Here is a 13,237-nt window from a genome sequence, read left to right on the forward strand (position 1 = left end):
CACGTCTGAACCGGAGCCGCCCATGCCGCCCATCAAGAAAGTCGTTCTCGCCTATTCCGGCGGTCTCGACACCAGCGTCATCCTGAAGTGGCTGCAGGTCGAACGGGGCTGCGAGGTGGTGACCTTCACCGCGGACCTCGGCCAGGGCGAGGAGCTGGAGCCGGCCCGGGAAAAGGCCCGCGCCATGGGGCTGCCCGACGCCAGCATCTTCATCGAGGACTTGCGCGAAGAATTCGTGCGCGATTTCGTCTTTCCCATGATGCGCGCCAACGCCCGTTACGAAGGCGACTATCTGCTCGGCACCTCCATCGCCCGGCCGCTGATTTCCAAGCGCCTCGTCGAGATCGCCCGCGAGGTGGGCGCCGACGCCATCGCCCATGGTGCGACCGGCAAGGGCAACGACCAGGTCCGCTTCGAACTGTCCGCCTACGCGCTCGCGCCCGACATCCGCATCGTCGCCCCGTGGCGCGAATGGGACCTGACCAGCCGCACCGCGCTCATCGACTGGGCCGAGAATCACCAGATCCAGGTGCCTCGGGACAAGCGCGGGGAAAGCCCGTTCTCCACCGACGCCAACCTCCTGCACACCTCGTCCGAGGGCAAGGTGCTGGAGGATCCGTGGGACGAAGTGCCGTCCTATGTCTACTCCCGGACCGTCGATCCCGAGGATGCGCCCGACACGGCCGAGACGATCACCGTCGACTTCGTGAGCGGCGACGGGGTCGCGCTCAACGGCGAGGCCATGTCGCCCGCCACCCTGCTCGCGGCGCTCAACGAACTGGGCCGCCGCCACGGGATCGGCCGGCTCGACCTCGTCGAGAACCGCTTCGTCGGCATGAAGAGCCGCGGGATGTACGAAACCCCCGGTGGCACCATCTACGCCGCCGCGCATCGCGGGATCGAGCAGCTCACCCTCGACCGCGGCGCGGCGCATCTCAAGGACGAACTGATGCCGCGCTATGCCGAACTCGTCTACAACGGCTTCTGGTTCTCGCCCGAGCGCGAGATGCTCCAGGCCGCCATCGACCACAGCCAGGCGAAGGTCGAGGGCACCGTCCGCCTCAGGCTCTACAAGGGCCACGTCCAGGTCACCGGGCGCCGCTCGCCGCAGTCGCTCTATTCCGAACGCCACGTCACCTTCGAGGACGACGCCGGCGCCTACGACCAGCAGGACGCCGAAGGGTTCATCAAGCTGAACGCCCTGCGCCTGAGGCTGCTCGCCCGGCGCGACCGCGCATAACGCCCCTGCCCGCCGCGTGTTCCACAGTTTTGCACTCAACTCGTCGATGAACTGTGGCACGAATGGGGCAGACGGCCCGCCCGCTTAACGACTCCCCGGCGGTCTGCGCCTAGAAGCCTGCGCAGTCCAACGGGAGGTTCCATGACCAGACGTTTGATCCGCCTGGGCGCGTTCGCCCTCGCCATGTCGACGCCGGCCGCCGCCAGCGACAACGCCGACACGGCTCTGCCGACGCAGCCGCCGGTCGCCGCCGAAGCCGACGCCGCGACCGAAGCACCGGCCGCGCCGGCCGCCGCGCCGCGCAGCTGGGCCGAGGCGACGCCGGCCGCGCGCGAGAAGCGCGAGGACGGACGCCTGATCGGTTCGGGCCGCGCCTCCTTCTACGCCGCCGAGTTTCACGGCCGCCGCACCGCCAGCGGGGCGCGCTTCGACATGCACGCCCTGACCGCGGCGCACCGCACCCTGCCCTTCGGCAGCCGCGTGCGCGTCACCAACGCCCGCAACGGCCGCTCCGTCGTCGTCACCATCAACGATCGCGGCCCGTTCCACGACAGCCGCATCCTCGATGTCAGCCGCGCCGCGGCCGAGCGGCTGGCCATGATCAACGCCGGCTCCGCCCCGGTGCGGCTGGAGCTGCTGGGCTAGTCCGCCCCGTCCCCTCCACCCTCGTCGCCGGCCCCTTCGTCCGCGTCCGTCTTCGCTCCGGCGGCGCGCGCGTCGAGCCGCTCGTCCAGCTCCTCCCACGAGGCGATCAGCCACCACTCCTCCAGCCCCTCCTCGAAGGCGGCGAACTGCGCCAGCGCAAGGTCGGGATCCTCGCTCAGCTCCTCGGGCAGCGGCGCGCGCGGTGGCCGCGCGGCCTCCATCGCCGCCCAGCGCTCCTCCAGCGTCGGCGCCATGACGCCGGAGCCGCCCGGCGCGGGTGCCGACATGGACCGTGTGTGACACCGTCCTGAGCCAGCGCAAGCGGGCGCCGGATCGGGCGGCGGCGGCAGCGCGCCGCCGGACTCCACCGTCGCCAGCACCGTGTCGAAATCCTCCGCCAGCGCCGCCGTGTCGGCATCCTCCACCAGCCGGTCGAGCCGCGCCAGATGGGCGAGCAGCAGGCGCGCGTCGTAGCGGCGGCGGGTGCCGACGACCTCGCCCCGGAACCACACCTCCTCCTCCACCCCGTCGAGCGCGCGGCAGGCGAGCACCTCCTCGGCCTGCGTCCGCGCGACCAGCAGCGCGGCGTCCCACGCCCGCCGGAACTGCGCGCAGGCACGCCGCTGGCGATAGGCGGTCTGGTGGCTGACCCCGGCGGCCCTGGCGGCCGACCGCGCCGACCCGCACTCCGCCAGCCGCGACAGGAACGCCGCCTGCCGCGCGGCGGTGAACTGATGCTGCGCTGCGCGCGTGTCGTCGGCGGGAAGCTCGTCGATGAGGGCGGTGAGCGACGGGGCGGAGACGGTGGAAGTCGAACCCACAGGGTCGTGAGTGTCAGCCGCAGCACCGGGCGAGAGGATGGCGGTGTGGAGGGTCATGCGCGGTTCTCCATGGGAGCAGGGGAACCGGGGAGCATGGCATGGGTGGGGGTGTGTAGGATAGGAGGCAGGTCAGCGAGGCAAGAAGCCCAGTTCGTAGACCATCGGGCGCAGCTTTTCGGTGAGCGCGGCGTAGGCCTGCTTGAACGGGTCGAAGTCGGTGAGTTCGGTATCACCATAGGCTTCGAGCGCGCGGCGCACCTGATACCATCCCGCATCGGCGCGGTTCAGCTTGTATTCCTGCCTGATCCTGTTTGGGAAGCTGGTGGCGTGGAAGCGCTGGAACAGCTTGCGCCCTTCATCGAGCACGCACCTAGCCTCGGGCGATAATGCCATGCCCGCCATGTAGCGCACCATGAAATCGCTTTCGAACCGCGCCTTGGCCCCGACTTCGGCTTCGGTGAAGGGGATGAAATGATTGGTGAGGCTCCAGTCGCGATCATTCCAGCGCAGCCCATCCGCCCCGGCGGTGAGGTTGCTGCCGTTGAACAGCATCCAGACGAGGCAGTCGGATTTAAATTCTTCTGTGAGCGGCTGCGAGGGCTGCAAAAACTGGTCGCGGTCGTTGAGCCATGTCGGCTTTATCAGGCGGCGAACGGAGAAGACGATGGCGGCTTGCCAGAGGTTTTCGGGAGTTATGAAGAACGCACCCGCATTGCAGTATCCGGAAGAGAAAAGTGCGGTCATTATTGCTGTTTTCTGGGGCATATTGCTGTTCGATAACATGCTCCCAATTGCGCCGTCGGCCCACTTGTCGCCTCGAAGATCTTTGGTTGGTCCTGGAGGCGACAACGCGTTTTTCAGTGGCAACGCATCCTGCTTATTGGAGCGAGGACGGATAATCCAGTCTGAAAGCAAGTCTCGTTCCGAAGCACGGTAAAAGATCTTTTCTCCAACGACATTGCCCGCTTTATCGAGCGCAATTGTGCTAACGGATACTGCGGGCTGATTTAAGCCAGTATCCCAAATCAGAAACCCAATCGGGAAATTGCCATTCAGTCCATCGAATGCTTTGCTGTGCACCACGAACCCATCAAGGTATCGCGCTGTCCATAGCTGTCGAAACTGAGCAAAGTTCGGCGCGTTCACATATTTCAGCGTGCTGAACATAGCTAATTTCGTTGTTGGCAATTCCAGCAAGATTCGATGCACAAACTGCACAAACAGCTCGCGCGCTGCGTAACCGAGATGCCCCATGCTGTGGCTGATTTTGGTCTTGGACACCCCCTTTTTATTGTCGCCCTCTCCCCTGATCGTTTCGTAGTTTCCGCTTTCACCATAAGGCGGATTGATCAGCACCAGGATCGGCTTCGCGCCCTTCTTGCCCTCGCGTGCATCGGCAATCGCCTGACGCAGCGCCATCGGCACCTTGCCTGACAGATCATAGTCAATCTCGCCAAAATCGGTCACATCGTCGTTGAGGTAGTCGTATTGAAAAATCTCCGCCCCGGCGAAGGCCGGGTTGCTGCGCATGATCGTCACGTCCTCCTGATCCAGCGTGGACATGAAAACATTGCGCAGGTTGGAATGCTTGGCCTCCAGATTGCCGACGCCCGCACACATGTCCCAGACGATATATTTCTGCTGCCAGTCCTCGCCAAGCGTGGCGACAAGCTGGTCGTAGGCTTTGTCGACGATATGCAGCGGGGTGTAGAAAGCGCCCTTGAACTTCTGCTCGTCCATGGGCAGCAGGCTGTCACGCCGTTCAAGCAGATAGCGGCGATGGTTCTGCTCGGGCGGACGGTGATAGATGTTCCAAAAATTGCGATAGCCGCGCTCGCTGGCCAATTCGTATTGCTCGGCCCCCATGATGAACACCGGCTTGTCGCCGCTGAACAGCAGGCGCGCTGGCAGGTTGCGCATCGTCTCGTTGCGGCCATCGTGCATGATGTCGGCAAAGAACAGCACGGCGTAATCGGCCTCGCGCTTCACGCCGAGTTCCGCGCCGACCATCGCCACCCACTTGTCGAACACCTGCCGGAGGTTGTCGGGAGTGATTGGGGTGCGGATGATCCGACCTTCACGCACCGCATCCTTGGTGGCCTTGATAAATTCTGCCTCGTAATCCTCGATCCGGTAGAGAATGAAATGCGTTTCGATGGTTGGCGCAATTTGCGCGGCAAGCGCCTTGTCTGCGGCTGAGCCGGATTTGGGCCAGACGATTGACTTATCATCGAGCAGCGGCATGGCGTGTTCGGTCGCCATCAACGCCGCCTTTTCGCGGTCAACCACACAAAGGAAGCCGGGGATCGCTTCGCCCCGCTTGCGTGCTGCACGGACGTAAACCAGCAGTTGCGCGAACATCAGCAGCGGCGGTGTGGGCGCTTCCTTGGCTTCGAACCAGATTTCCGGTGTCTGGATATCGACCAGACCCTTGAACACGCCTTTGAGACCCAACGCCTTGATGTAGGCATCCTTGACGTCTTCTTCGGTGCGGGCGCGATGCAGGTCTTCGCGCAAGCTCATTCCGCCGCCTCCACTTCCCTCGCTCTCTCCAGCAGCGGGCGCAGGTAGTGGCCCGTATGGGAGCGCGGTGCCTCGGCGACGAACTCCGGCGTCCCTTCCGCCACAATCTCCCCGCCCCTCACCCCGCCGTCCGGGCCCAGATCGACGATCCAGTCGGCCGTCTTGATGACGTCGAGATTGTGCTCGATCACGACCACGCTGTTGCCCTGATCCACCAGGCGGTGCAGCACTTCCAGCAGCTTGCGCACATCCTCGAAGTGCAGGCCGGTGGTCGGCTCGTCGAGGATATACAGCGTCTGCCCGGTCGACCGGCGGGCGAGCTCCTTGGCGAGCTTCACCCGCTGCGCCTCGCCGCCGGACAGGGTGGTCGCCTGCTGCCCCACCTTGACATAGCCGAGGCCGACCTCGTTCAGCATCGCCATGCGGTCGCGGATCGGGGGCACGGCCTTGAAGAACTCCACCGCGTCCTCCACCGTCATGTCGAGCACGTCGGCGATGCTCATCCCCTTGAACCGCACCTCCAGCGTTTCGCGGTTGTAGCGCTTGCCGCCGCATTCCTCGCAGGTGACATAGACGTCGGGGAGGAAGTGCATTTCGATCTTGATGAGGCCGTCGCCCTGGCACGCCTCGCACCGGCCGCCCTTGACGTTGAAGGAGAAGCGGCCCGGCTTGTACCCGCGCGCGAGGCTTTCGGGGAGGCCGGCGAACCAGTCGCGGATGCAGGTGAAGGCGCCGGTGTAGGTGGCGGGGTTCGACCGCGGGGTGCGGCCGATGGGCGACTGGTCGATCTCGATCACCTTGTCACAGTGTTCGAGGCCAGTGACCTTGTCGTGCGCCCCGGCGATGATCCGCGCCCCGTTCAGCTGGCGGGCGGCGACGGCGTAGAGCGTGTCGATGGTGAAGGACGACTTGCCCGACCCTGACACGCCCGTGACGCAGGTGAAGGTGCCGAGCGGGATGGAGGCGGTGACATTGCGCAGGTTGTTGGCCCGCGCCCCGTGCACCGTCAGCTTCCGGCCATTGCCCTTGCGGCGGGTGGCGGGCACCTCGATCCGCATCGCGCCGGTGAGGTATTGCGCGGTGAGCGACGTCTTCGACTTCAGGATCTGCCTCAGCGTCCCCTGCGCCACCACCTCGCCCCCGCGCACGCCGGCGCCCGGGCCGAGATCGACGATGTGGTCGGCGGCGCGGATGGCGTCCTCGTCATGCTCGACGACGATCACCGTGTTGCCCAGGTCGCGCAGCCGTTTCAGCGTGTCGAGCAGCCGGTCATTGTCCTTCTGGTGCAGGCCGATCGACGGTTCGTCGAGGACATAGAGCACGCCCGACAGCCCGCTGCCGATCTGGCTGGCGAGGCGGATGCGCTGGCTCTCCCCGCCCGACAGCGTGCCGCTGGTCCGGTCGAGGTTGAGGTAATCGAGCCCCACATTATCGAGGAAGCCCAGCCGCTCGTTGATCTCCTTGAGGATGGGGCGGGCGATCTGCCGCTGCGTGTCGCCCAGTTGCTCCTCGAGGGCGAGGAACCACGCCTTTGCCGCCGCGACGCTCATCCGGACGGGGGTGGCGATGTCGGCGCCCGCGACCTTCACCGCCAGCGCCCGGTCGTTCAGCCGCTTGCCGCCGCAACTCTCGCATGGCTGCGCCGACTGGTACTTCTCCAGCTCCTCGCGCATCCAGGCGCTTTCCGTCTGGAGCAGGCGGCGGTTGAGGTTGCCGATGACGCCCTCGAACGCTTTCCTGACGGTGTATTCCCTGCGCCCGTCCTTGAAGGTCAGCGGCACTGCCTTCCCCCCGGTGCCGTGCAGCACGATTTCCCGCTGCTCCGCCGTCAGCCCGTCCCACGGCGTGTCGAGCGAAAAGCCGAACTCCCTGGCCAGCGAGGCGAGCACCTGCATGTAGTAGGGCGAGGGCGGGTTGGATTTCGCCCACGGCACGACCGCGCCCTTCTTCAGCGACAGGTGTTCGTTCGGCACCACCAGCTGCGGATCGAACAGCATCTTCTCGCCGATGCCGTCGCAGGTGGGGCATGCCCCCTGCGGCGCGTTGAAGGAGAACAGGCGCGGTTCCACCTCCTCGATGGTGAAGCCGGACACCGGACAGGCAAAGCGTTCGGAAAAGACGATCCGGTTGGGCGGCAGGCCGGCGCCCTTCATCGCCCCGCCCTTTTCCGCCGCCGCCTCCACCGCCTCGGCGTCCGGTCCGATGCCCGCCGGCCGCACGTCCCGCCTCCCGGCCAGCGCCTCGGCAACGGTGGTGTCCGCCAGATCGACATAGGCGAGGCCCTCGGCCAGCTTCAGCGCGGTTTCGAAACTGTCCGCCAGCCGCGTTTCGATTCCCGCCTTCACCGCCAGACGGTCGACCACCACCTCGATGTCGTGCTTGAACTTCTTGTCGAGCGCGGGCGCATCCTCGATGGCGACCATCTCGCCGTCGATACGCACGCGGGTGAAGCCGGCTTTCTGCCACTCGGCCAGCTCGCGCCGGTATTCGCCCTTGCGGCCCCGCACCACGGGGGCGAGCAGGTAGATGCGCGTTCCTTCGGGCAGCGCCATCACCCGGTCGACCATGGTGCTGACGGTCTGCGCCTCGATCGGCAGGCCCGTCGCCGGGGAATAGGGCGTGCCGACCCGCGCCCACAGCAACCGCATGTAGTCGTAGATCTCGGTGACGGTCGCGACGGTCGAGCGCGGATTGCGGCTGGTCGTCTTCTGCTCGATCGAGATGGCGGGCGAGAGGCCGTCGATGTGTTCGACATCCGGCTTCTGCATCATCTCGAGGAACTGCCGCGCATAGGCGCTGAGCGACTCCACATAGCGCCGCTGCCCCTCGGCGTAGATGGTGTCGAAGGCGAGGCTCGACTTGCCCGAACCGGACAGGCCGGTGATCACGATCAGCCGGTCGCGCGGCAGATCGATGTCGATGCCCTTCAGATTGTGCTCGCGCGCACCGCGGACCGAGATCGTGGTTAAGGCCATGAGGCGAGCGTGTTCCTGTGATGTTCGCGAGAGTCAAGGTGCGGCCCGTCCGGCATCCGCCCTGCCGATGTAGGCGTCCTTGTCACTGCCGCAACTCGGCGGCCCTGGCGTGCGGGCAGGCACCGGATGTGCTATGACCCTGACGGGGTGGCGGCACTCGTCTTGCGCTCGGCGCCCGTCAACCGGGGGAACACCATGAAAACGCACCTGTTCACTGTCGCCGTGCTTGCAAGCGGCGCGTCGCTCGCCGCTGGCTGCGGGTCACCCGCGCCGGCCGAAAGCGAAACCGGCCGCGGCGCGCTGTCCGAACCCGTCGACCTCGCGGGGGCGGCGAACGCGTCCGGGTCCGGCGTGAGCGCCGCCGCCCCGGCCGACGCGGCGGCGGTGGCAGAACCGGCTCCGCCCGCGCAAGCCGAAACGCCCGCCCCGACAACTGCCGCGGCGGGAGAGACGGTCGACAGCCTGCCCCTGCGGCGCGGCTACTATGTCGCCAGCGACACGCCGTGCGGTCAGGCGTCGAACGCCACGCTGATGCTCGTCACCCGCGAGGGCGTGTCCGCGTCGCGCTCGTCCTGCGAGACGCTCCGCATCGCGCGCACGGGCGCGCGCCGGTTCGAGGTGCGCGAACGCTGCGAGGACGAGGTCAGGACGACAACCTACGACATCCCCGCGAACGACCGCTTCACCAGCACGTCGGATTCCGGCTGGAGCAACAGCGCCCGCTTCTGCCCGCAGGCAAGCCTCCCGGAACCGTGGCGCGACAACGACATCTCCGATCTCCTGAACTAGGCGGGTCGCCCCCTGCGAGGGGCTTTTTCGTCCGCATGTCCTTGTTTTTAGACAGTTCTTCGGCAGGAACCGGACACGCAGTCACGCATTGGACGGGCAAGGAGGGCGAGCGTTCGGCGCGGTCGCATATCCCCGCCCGCGGTCGCCCGTTCAGACAAGGGAGACTGTTCATGGCATTCCGTTATCTAGCGCCCTTTGGCACCGGCTCCTCGCGCGGCCTCACTGGGTCCGGCGGCGGCTCCATCTTCGACCTGCACCGGCAGATGAACCAGCTGTTCGACAACCTTCTCGACGGCGGGCAGAGCGGCGGCGCATCCGCCATGGCCCAGCCGCTGATGGACGTGCACCAGGAGAACGGCCGGGTGGAGATCACCGCCGAGCTGCCCGGCGTGAAGGAAGAGGACATCGACATCCATGTCGAGGACGGCGTCCTGATCCTCACCGGCGAAAAGAAGGCGCAGCGCGAAAACAGCGAGACCGGCTATCGCGAGCGGTCCTACGGCCGGTTCGAGCGGCGGATCACGCTGCCCAACACCATCGACGAAGACAAGATCGAAGCCGACTTCGAGCACGGCGTGCTGACCATCACCCTGCCGCTGGCCGAGCGTCAGACCGGGCGCAAGATCAAGCTGGGCAGCAGCCGACAGCAGTCCGGGAAGGATGGCGGCAGCATCGCCGGCTCCGCCGGATCGGATGCGGAGAACGCCCTGATCGACCAGGATTCGTCTCGCGTGGGCGGTCCGGGCGGCGAGGGTGGCGAGCATCACACGCCCGGCATGGAGCAGGCCGGCGAGTCGCGCGGCTGAGCCGGCCTAGCGGCCCTGATCGCGGGAGAGCGGTAGCGCCGCTCTCCCGCCCTTGCGGGATCCTCGCGCGATGCAGGCAGTTCCTCCCAACTCCCATACGCCCGCCAGCGCGGCGCACATCCCGCGTGCCGCCAGCGGCGCGCCCCTGATGCCGCTTCCCGACGATCTTCCGGCCCGCAACTGGGGCTGGTTCGTGCTGCGCGGCGTGCTGATGCTGCTCGTCGGCGTGCTCGCCGTGCTGTTCCCCGGCCCGGCCCTGTTCGCCTTTGCCGTGATGTTCGCGGCCTTCAGCTTCATGGACGGGGTCTTCACCCTCCTCAGCGGCATCCGCCGGGCCCGCGCGGACCAGCCGCGCTGGTGGCCGCTGGCCCTTTCGGGCGTGCTGGGGATCCTCATCGGCGTCGCCTTTCTCCTGTTCCCGCTGCTCGGGACGGTGGCCTATGCGCTGATGTTCCTTGCCATGGTGATCGGATGGGCGGCCGTGCAGGGTGTCCTGCAGATCGCCGGCGCCTGGCGCCTGCGCCGCTGCATCGACAACGAGTGGCTGCTGATCGCCGCCGGCGCGCTGCAGGTCGGCCTTGCCGGCGTGCTGACGTGGCTGCTGTGGAGCAATCCGGCCGCGACCCTGCTGTCGGTGGCGTGGGTGATCGGCTTCTGGGCGATTGTCAGCGGCGTGCTGATGCTGCTGCTCGGCGTCCGCCTGCGCCGCCATCTTGCGGCCGGACAGCACCCCGTGGGCTGAGGCGCCCTCGCCCGGCACAAATGCCAGCTTGCATTCACACCGCGTTTGTCATCTAGGCGTCACACAGTGTTCGCCGCCTGCGGGGCGTGTCGCCCCCCGTGTCATCGGAGACCCCATGCCCCTCACCCGCCTTCTGCTTTCGCGCACCTCGGCTCTGGCCTTTGCCGGACTGACCCTGACCGGATGCACCACCATGACCGACACCACCGCCACCGCCACCGCCATCGCCCGGCCCGCCGACCCTTCCGCGGCCGCCGCCGCGGACACCCGTCCGGCCGAGGAGGTGGTCGGCGCCACCGGCTACTTCGCCCGGCCCAGCACCCTGCCCATGCGCGCGCCCGACTTCCGTCAGATCCGCGACGAGGAGTTCCTCCCCGCGTTCGACACGGCCATGCGCGCCCACAATGTCGAGATTGCCCGCATCCGCGACAATCCGGCCGCGCCGACCTTCGACAACACCATCGTCGCGCTGGAGACCAGCGGGCAGATGCTGAACCGCGTCGCCGCCGTGTTCTTCGCCCTGACCGGCGCCCACACCAACGACACGCTGGACGCGGTGAACACCGAGATCGGCCCGCGGCTCGCCGCCCACAGCGACGCGATTCAGCTCGATCCCAAGCTGTTCGCGCGGGTGAAGGCGGTCTATGACAATCGTGCCGCGCTGAACCTCGACCGCGAAAGCCTGCGTCTGCTCGAGCGCACCTACGAGAACATGGTCCAGGCCGGGGCGCAGCTGACCGACGCCCAGAAGGAGCAGGTGCGCGCCATCAACGCCGAGCTGTCGACGCTGACCACCGACTTCTCGCAGCGCGTGCGCGCGGCCACGGTGGAGCGGGCCGTGGTGGTGGAGGATCGGGCGCAGCTTGCCGGTCTCACCGAGGCGGAGATCGCCGCCGCGGCGACGGCGGCGCAGGAGCGCGGTCTTGCAGGCCGCTATGTGCTCGCGCTGCAGAACACGACGCAGCAGCCCATCCTGCCCAATCTGGAGAACCGCGCCCTGCGCGAACGCGTCCACCGGGCGAGCGTCAACCGCGCCGATCAGGGCGGGCCGAACGACACCCGCGCGCTGATTGCCCGCATCGCGCAGCTCCGGGCACAGAAGGCGGCGCTGTTCGGCGAGCGCGACTGGGCCAGCTACGTCATGTTCGACCGCATGGTGCGCGAGCCGCAGGCGGCGCTGGCGTTCATGAACCAGATGGTGCCCGCAATCGCCGCGACCCAGCGGCGCGAGGCCGGCGTGCTCAACGAGAAGATCCGCCAGACCGGCGGCAACTTCACGGTGCAGCCGTGGGACTGGTACCGCTATGCCGAGATGGTCCGGCGCGAGCGGTACAGCATCGACGACAACGCCGTGCGCCCCTATTTCGAGATCAACTCGGTGCTGGAGAACGGCGTCTTTCACGCCGCCAACCAGATGTTCGGGCTGACCTTCGCCAAGCGCACGGACCTGCCCGTCTATCATCCGGACGTGTCGACCTACACGGTCTTCGACCAGGACGGCAGCGAGCTGGGCATCTTCTACTTCGACCCGTATCAGCGTCCCTCGAAGCGCGGCGGGGCGTGGATGAGCAACTTTGTCGACCAGAGCCATCTGCTCGGCACGAAACCGGTCATCTACAACGTCCTCAACATCCCCAAGGCGCCCGAGGGAGAGCCGCAGCTCGTCTCGTTCGACAACGTCGTGACCATGTTCCACGAGTTCGGCCACGCGCTCCACGGCTTCTTCGCCGATCAGCGCTACGCCAGCATCTCGGGCACGGCGACGGCGCGCGACTTCGTGGAATACCCCAGCCAGCTGTTCGAGATGCCGGCGACCGACCCGGCCATCCTCGCCAACTACGCCCGCCACTACCAGACCGGCCAGCCGATCCCGGCCGATCTCATCCGGCGGATCGAGGAAGCCGGCCGCTTCAACCAGGGCTACGACTTCGGCGAAGTGGTGGCCGCGGCGCTGCTCGACATGCGCTGGCACGCGCTGTCGCCGGAGCAGGCGGCGGCGATCACCACGCCCGAGCAGGTCGACGCTTTCGAGCGGCAGGCGCTGGCCGAGCTGGGGCTGGAGACGGAGCTGGTGCCGCCGCGCTACCGGTCCAACTACTTCAACCACATCTTCTCCAGCCCGGAAGGCTACAGCGCCGGCTACTACTCCTACCTCTGGACGCAGATGCTCGACCACGACAGCCGCGAGTGGCTGCGGCAGAACGGCGGGCTGACGCGGGCCAACGGACAGCGGTGGCGCGACACCGTGCTGAGCCGCGGCGGCACGATGGACTACCTCGAGATGTACCGGAACTTCACCGGCCGCGAGCCGAACGTGCGGCCGTTGCTGGAAGCGCGCGGGCTGACCGGAGAGCAGGCTCCCCGCTGAGCCTCAGCCGCCCCGCGCCGGGTGCACGGGGCGGAGCCGGCCTCGCCAGCGCAGCGAGGCCTGGTTGAGCGCGGCGAGATCGACCGAGCCGGCCACCGCCCCTTCGCCCAGCGCGACGGCCCGGGCGAGCAGCGCGTCGCTGGCATTGCGCCAGGCGGGCGGCGCCACCTGCTCGCGCCACGGCCCGCCTGCCGCATTGTCGAGCAGGATGCGCTGGAAACAATGGTCGAAGCGCACCGGCCAGCCGCGCCCGGCGGCGAGCGCGGGCATGACCGTGCGCGTCAATGCGAACCACCGCTGTTCAAGCGCGCTCCGGTCCATGGCGGAA

Annotated in this window: 10 protein-coding genes; 6 read left to right on the forward strand and 4 right to left on the reverse strand. The window is 67.3% G+C overall.

Annotation, left to right across the window (positions count from 1 at the left end):
• The first annotated feature begins 22 nt into the window (after nucleotides 1-22).
• Nucleotides 23-1,240, forward strand: coding sequence for an argininosuccinate synthase (locus ETO60_RS08140; protein WP_130004419.1), 1,218 nt, complete (start codon nucleotides 23-25; stop codon nucleotides 1,238-1,240).
• A 141-nt stretch (nucleotides 1,241-1,381) separates the two neighbouring features.
• Nucleotides 1,382-1,885: a septal ring lytic transglycosylase RlpA family protein gene (locus ETO60_RS08145; RefSeq protein ID WP_130004420.1), complete on the forward strand. Its 504-nt coding sequence runs from the start codon at nucleotides 1,382-1,384 to the stop codon at nucleotides 1,883-1,885.
• Here ETO60_RS08145 and ETO60_RS08150 read toward each other — a convergent pair.
• The 3 genes from ETO60_RS08150 to uvrA form a co-directional block, all read right to left on the reverse strand.
• A complete protein-coding gene (locus ETO60_RS08150; protein ID WP_130004421.1) occupies nucleotides 1,882-2,763 on the reverse strand; it encodes a hypothetical protein in 882 nt (293 codons plus the stop codon). The genes ETO60_RS08145 and ETO60_RS08150 overlap by 4 nt on opposite strands.
• A 72-nt stretch (nucleotides 2,764-2,835) precedes the next feature.
• Nucleotides 2,836-5,229 carry a hypothetical protein gene (locus ETO60_RS08155; RefSeq protein ID WP_130004422.1) on the reverse strand — a complete coding sequence of 798 codons (2,394 nt, stop codon included), beginning with the start codon at nucleotides 5,227-5,229 and terminating at the stop codon, nucleotides 2,836-2,838.
• The gene (gene uvrA, locus ETO60_RS08160) at nucleotides 5,226-8,204 is read right to left on the reverse strand and encodes an excinuclease ABC subunit UvrA (protein WP_130004423.1); all 2,979 of its coding nucleotides are present in this window, start codon (nucleotides 8,202-8,204) and stop codon (nucleotides 5,226-5,228) included. Before uvrA ends, ETO60_RS08155 begins: the two co-directional genes overlap by 4 nt.
• 195 nt (nucleotides 8,205-8,399) lie before the next feature.
• Between uvrA and ETO60_RS08165 the strand changes: the two genes are divergently transcribed.
• From ETO60_RS08165 to ETO60_RS08180, 4 genes are all read left to right on the forward strand, one after another.
• Complete coding sequence (locus tag ETO60_RS08165; RefSeq protein WP_130004424.1) at nucleotides 8,400-8,993, forward strand: hypothetical protein; 594 nt, start codon at nucleotides 8,400-8,402, stop codon at nucleotides 8,991-8,993.
• 170 nt (nucleotides 8,994-9,163) lie between these two features.
• On the forward strand, nucleotides 9,164-9,799 hold the full coding sequence (locus tag ETO60_RS08170; RefSeq protein WP_165362142.1) for an Hsp20/alpha crystallin family protein: 636 nt from the start codon (nucleotides 9,164-9,166) through the stop codon (nucleotides 9,797-9,799).
• A 70-nt stretch (nucleotides 9,800-9,869) separates the two neighbouring features.
• Nucleotides 9,870-10,541, forward strand: coding sequence for an HdeD family acid-resistance protein (locus tag ETO60_RS08175; protein ID WP_130004426.1), 672 nt, complete (start codon nucleotides 9,870-9,872; stop codon nucleotides 10,539-10,541).
• Between the two features lie 115 nt (nucleotides 10,542-10,656).
• Nucleotides 10,657-12,909, forward strand: coding sequence for a M3 family metallopeptidase (locus ETO60_RS08180; protein WP_234026393.1), 2,253 nt, complete (start codon nucleotides 10,657-10,659; stop codon nucleotides 12,907-12,909).
• 3 nt (nucleotides 12,910-12,912) lie between these two features.
• Here the strand turns inward: ETO60_RS08180 and ETO60_RS08185 are convergent, their stop codons facing one another.
• On the reverse strand, nucleotides 12,913-13,179 hold the full coding sequence (locus ETO60_RS08185; RefSeq protein ID WP_234026394.1) for a GCN5-related N-acetyltransferase: 267 nt from the start codon (nucleotides 13,177-13,179) through the stop codon (nucleotides 12,913-12,915).
• Nucleotides 13,180-13,237: the final 58 nt, after the last annotated feature.

The organism is Qipengyuania thermophila, assembly GCF_004153605.1.
Lineage (GTDB): Bacteria > Pseudomonadota > Alphaproteobacteria > Sphingomonadales > Sphingomonadaceae > Qipengyuania_B > Qipengyuania_B thermophila.

What these genes read in the sequence shown, in the direction of transcription:
- ETO60_RS08150 (WP_130004421.1), bottom strand. Translation starts at nt 2,763, where the DNA reads ATGACCCTCCACACCGCCATCCTCTCGCCCGGTGCTGCGGCTGACACT.
- ETO60_RS08185 (WP_234026394.1), bottom strand. Translation starts at nt 13,179, where the DNA reads ATGCCCGCGCTCGCCGCCGGGCGCGGCTGGCCGGTGCGCTTCGACCAT.
- ETO60_RS08175 (WP_130004426.1), top strand. Translation starts at nt 9,870, where the DNA reads ATGCAGGCAGTTCCTCCCAACTCCCATACGCCCGCCAGCGCGGCGCAC.
- ETO60_RS08170 (WP_165362142.1), top strand. Translation starts at nt 9,164, where the DNA reads ATGGCATTCCGTTATCTAGCGCCCTTTGGCACCGGCTCCTCGCGCGGC.
- ETO60_RS08140 (WP_130004419.1), top strand. Translation starts at nt 23, where the DNA reads ATGCCGCCCATCAAGAAAGTCGTTCTCGCCTATTCCGGCGGTCTCGAC.
- ETO60_RS08165 (WP_130004424.1), top strand. Translation starts at nt 8,400, where the DNA reads ATGAAAACGCACCTGTTCACTGTCGCCGTGCTTGCAAGCGGCGCGTCG.
- ETO60_RS08155 (WP_130004422.1), bottom strand. Translation starts at nt 5,229, where the DNA reads ATGAGCTTGCGCGAAGACCTGCATCGCGCCCGCACCGAAGAAGACGTC.
- ETO60_RS08180 (WP_234026393.1), top strand. Translation starts at nt 10,657, where the DNA reads ATGCCCCTCACCCGCCTTCTGCTTTCGCGCACCTCGGCTCTGGCCTTT.
- uvrA (WP_130004423.1), bottom strand. Translation starts at nt 8,204, where the DNA reads ATGGCCTTAACCACGATCTCGGTCCGCGGTGCGCGCGAGCACAATCTG.
- ETO60_RS08145 (WP_130004420.1), top strand. Translation starts at nt 1,382, where the DNA reads ATGACCAGACGTTTGATCCGCCTGGGCGCGTTCGCCCTCGCCATGTCG.